Source organism: Chryseobacterium barbadense, from assembly GCF_042849955.1.
Lineage (GTDB): Bacteria > Bacteroidota > Bacteroidia > Flavobacteriales > Weeksellaceae > Chryseobacterium.
The window spans coordinates 1-4100 of sequence record NZ_BAAFHL010000117.1 but is presented as its reverse complement, the minus strand read 5'-3'; the positions used below and the strand labels follow the sequence as shown (position 1 = coordinate 4100).

4 protein-coding genes are annotated in these 4100 nt (G+C 32.8%); all 4 read right to left on the bottom strand.

Annotated elements, in window-relative coordinates; translation table 11 throughout:
* Window positions 1-89: 89 nt before the first annotated feature.
* The gene (locus tag ACGHIN_RS16865) at window positions 90-914 is read right to left on the bottom strand and encodes an RsiV family protein (RefSeq protein ID WP_390456264.1); all 825 of its coding nucleotides are present in this window, start codon (window positions 912-914) and stop codon (window positions 90-92) included.
* A gap of 73 nt (window positions 915-987) precedes the next feature.
* The gene (locus ACGHIN_RS16860; RefSeq protein ID WP_390456261.1) at window positions 988-1413 is read right to left on the bottom strand and encodes a DUF5684 domain-containing protein; all 426 of its coding nucleotides are present in this window, start codon (window positions 1411-1413) and stop codon (window positions 988-990) included.
* Window positions 1414-1478: 65 nt separating this feature from the next.
* Window positions 1479-3410 (bottom strand): transglutaminase domain-containing protein, encoded by a 1932-nt coding sequence (locus ACGHIN_RS16855; RefSeq protein ID WP_390456259.1) that lies wholly within the window; start codon window positions 3408-3410, stop codon window positions 1479-1481.
* A 3-nt stretch (window positions 3411-3413) separates the two neighbouring features.
* Window positions 3414-4100 (bottom strand): DUF3858 domain-containing protein (locus ACGHIN_RS16850; RefSeq protein WP_390456256.1); only part of this gene is annotated, 687 nt, incomplete at its 5' end.

The following is a 4100-nucleotide window of genomic DNA, read 5'->3' as shown; positions in this document are numbered from 1 at the left end:
CTTTTTTGCTGAAAAAGGATTGATAATAAAAACTACTTTTTCCATTGGCACAAAAATAAAAAATGCTTCCAACTCCGGAAGCATTAAATTTATTTAATTTTCATTCTTTCTTTAAATTTCGGATCCAGGGTACCTTTCAGTTCTTCCCATGAGATAGGAATGATGATATCTCCTGCTGCAAACGCTGCAATCTCATAAGGACTGTAGTGAAAGTAAAGATTTTTATCATCGAAATAGAAATTGTCTGTAGCGGGAATAACTTCCACTAAAAGCATTTCGGAGTTTTTGATTTCGCCTTCAGAACCTGTAGTGCCACTGTGGATGGTATTGATGTTTTTCATCAGCAAAGTTTCAAGCTTTTCCTTTGGCATTGATGTGATATCTTTCAACTCTACTTTTTTATTATTCTTAAGGTCGAAAACTCTTTCCGAAAATCCATAATTGTCATGAGCTCCGCCTTCATAGGCACTTCCTACATATTCTATATGCATATAATCGTTGATATTGGACTTCAGATTCATAGCTGAATTGGTATACCATTGCTGAGAATAAGTCATTCCGGACATCCAGTCTTTGCTATCGTTTTTAATGGAATTATAATAATTATTTTTTTCCAGTTCCAGATAGGCTTTCAAACCTTCCTTGGAATAATCTTTTACCCCTTTAGTATTGAAGTATATACTATCCAGCAGCTTCTTATCTTGTATAGTAGGAAATACCAGTAGTTTTGAAGTATATTTTAAAGTTAATGAATCGCTGATCTTTATAGAATCATTCATGCTTATGGAATCTGTTGTAAACGGTTGGGGAGTGTTGATTTCTGTTTTTATCTGATCATTTTGGGTTTCATTTTTTTTGCAGGCCGTGAAAACGAAAAAAGAAGAGAGCGTCAGAACAGCAATAGTATTTTTCATAATTTTTGATTTCCCATATGAATGCAAAAACCATTCATTTCTGAATGGTTTTTAATTTTTTTTTTTACTTTTTTTAATCGTTCGGTATCCTGTTCTTATCATAGGTATCATTCCCAAAGGCAAGAATAGGAATAAAAATAAATGAAAAGAAAAATAAAAGAATAGTGTACAGTGGAGTTTCCTTATTGAAAGCTTTTGATAGCCTATCACTAATTACCCACCAAGCAATTAATGATAATGGGAAAATTAATACAAGTATAATCCACCATATCGGTTTTTTAACAATATCCAGTAGAACAATAGTGTTATAAATCGGAATAAAAGCAGCCCATGCATCTTCACGCCCTGCCTTTTGAAAAATTTTATACATGCAGTAGCCGTAGAATAAATAAAGTAATAAATAAAAAATCATCATTCCAATTCCGATTCCTGCTGCGGCAGCTCCTGAAGCAGCATCCATACTGTCTTCATAAGAACTTGTTTGTAATAGAGTTAGCATATTATTAGTTTTTTATGATTCAATCAAATATAAAAAAAGCTTCTAAAATTTAGAAGCTTTTTATTTTATTTTTTAATTAAACTTATAACCTGATTTTCACTTTTTGAAGCGACCCCCCATATCTGTTTGAATGCCGGATAATATTCTTTAGGATAATCACAGCTTGCCACAGTAGTTGTGGAAGTAATCTCCAATACATTTCCTTTTTGTTCTACTATATAGCTATATGCTATTTCTTTGTCGTCTGTGGTGATCTTCTTATTCTTGGGAAGCTCTTCAATAGCATATCCATCCGGGATTTGAAGGGATATTTTCTTTACTCTTGTAAAGGGTGAAATAAAATCAATGGTATATTTTCTTTCCTCTGTCTGATCAAATTCATTAGAGTTTTTATTCAAGAAAAGCATAGGATTAATGATCATCTTTTTACCTACTCTGTCGATCATATTTTCGGAATCGAACTTCATGGTACTTTCAAAATCCCCATTGTCATGAACTTTAGAATTAATATCTGCAAAGTCTATTGTAAAGTTTTCTTTATATTGCTTCTTATATTTCTCTGCGTTATCATCAAAAAACTCTTTGTTATACATCGCATAAGAGCCTGTATCCTTATCCGAGTAGCTTCCTGAAACGGAACCGTCTTCATTAATTTTTGCATTGACGGTAAGGTAGGTAAAGCTTGGTTTTGCATTAACCATTTCGATCTGCTTCACTTTCTCTTTTGCAACAAGAATTCCATATTGGTTCCAGTCTCTAGGAGGTAGCTCGTTAACTGAAGATTGTTTGGAAGTAGCATCAAATAAGTTAATACCATCTTTAGTTTCCACCGCAGCAATCACAAAATTCATGTTGGAAATATTTGGAGAACTTAAGTTGATCAATCCATTATCTACGGTAGAGATAAGAAGCGGATTTGCTTTTAGTCCTGCTTCTCTGAAAAGCATAACCAGAAAAAGGTTAATTTCAGGAGCATTTCCTAATTTGGTTTCCAAAAGTTTTTTAATTCCATCTTCTACGTAAACTCCTCTATCTTTATTCCAGGTAAAGTTTTTTTGTACATACGCAAGAATTGCACTTGCTTTTTCATCATCGCTTTTCAGCTCCGAAATTCCCGGAGGCATATTTTCTTTCGCTAACTTGGTTTTTTTAAGCTCTCCTCCGAAATCCTCATTTTCATAAAGCCTCTCTTTGATTTGCTCCCAAGACCAGGAATACAGTTTCAATTCTTTAAAATTGGTAGAATTCAATTCAGCGCTGATTTTAGTTCTATAATTTCTATCGTTTTTTATAAATTTTTCCGATTTGAAACCTTTTACATTTTCATATCCGAATCTGTATGTTTTGTATTGAGAACCGTACAGGTATTTATCTGCTACTTCCCTATGTTTTGGAGTTAAAGACCCCGTATAGTTTAGATTGTATGAAATATTGATAGGACTATCCAGTACATATTCCGTATATAATGACGGAGTATCTGTTTCTAGTAAAATTTCAGGAATGGAATACAGGAATGGTGATACCACCTCATATTCATATTCAAGGACAGAACCGTCTTTCACATTAGGAAAGGCAAATTTAGTAATGGTAACATACTTATTTTCCTTGCTCTTATATTTTGAATTCTTTTCAACTTTAGTAGAAATTGCACTTCCATTTTCCAGGTTATAGGTAAAAGCCTTGATCTTGTTCAATGTTTCCTGATCACTTCCGTTCTGATACAAGGGAATTTCAAGATTCAACCAATCTTCTGCTTTATCCTTATTATATACTTTTATCCTGTAAAAATATTTTTTGTGTAAAAAGCCTGTAGTTCCATCTATCACAAAATGTAATGATCTATATAGAATTTCCGCAGGCGCATTTTCATCTAATGCTGACTTGGTCTTGGAAAGATCTGCGCTGTTAAATTTCGGGGGATTAAGGAACTCATGCTTTTGAGCCCCAATAAAAATGCAATTTATTGCAATAAAGACTAATAATAACTTTTTTTTCATGCCTTAGATTTTTGTAATTAAAATTTTCGAGTTATCAAGACCGTTCATTTTTTTTCTAAAACTCACGTAATCATTATATTTTTCTTTGGGATATATTCCCTTGTTTACTCTTACCGTCCTGTTCACCTTCAGATTTTCACCTTCTTTTATAATATTTAATGTATATGAACCGAATTCAGAATTGATGGTAACATTATCCGGAATTTCCTCAATCTTATAGTTTTTTGGAATTTCGAAAGTAATCTGATATTCATCTTCAAAAGATTGGCCTATCTCGAACGGTAATTCCCTGTTATCATCTGTTTTATAAATAGTATTGGCGAAAATAGGAACAGCTCTGAATATCATGCTGCTTCCCGCATTTTTAGAATAATTGTTCGCTTTAAAATCAATATTATATTTTGAAACCGCATGATCCCTGTCATTCACAAAATCTTTCATTTCTACCTTTTCAAAATTCAGGACGTCCAATTGATTTTTCAAAGATTCATTTCTTTCTTTAGGAGACAAGTTGCTATAAACGAGACTATAATCATACTGACTTCCGGTATATTCAAACAATCCAGCTCCTGAAATGCTGTTATCCTCACTGAGCTTTACTTTTAGGATTTGTTTTTCCTTATTTTTATCAGCCGTGTAAACCGGAGTATCTATCAGTTCGATTCCATTTTTCTTAATAGAAAGAACATT

Coding starts and splice junctions, on each gene's coding strand:
- ACGHIN_RS16865 (WP_390456264.1), bottom strand. CDS start 914: ATGAAAAATACTATTGCTGTTCTGACGCTCTCTTCTTTTTTCGTTTTC.
- ACGHIN_RS16860 (WP_390456261.1), bottom strand. CDS start 1,413: ATGCTAACTCTATTACAAACAAGTTCTTATGAAGACAGTATGGATGCT.
- ACGHIN_RS16855 (WP_390456259.1), bottom strand. CDS start 3,410: ATGAAAAAAAAGTTATTATTAGTCTTTATTGCAATAAATTGCATTTTT.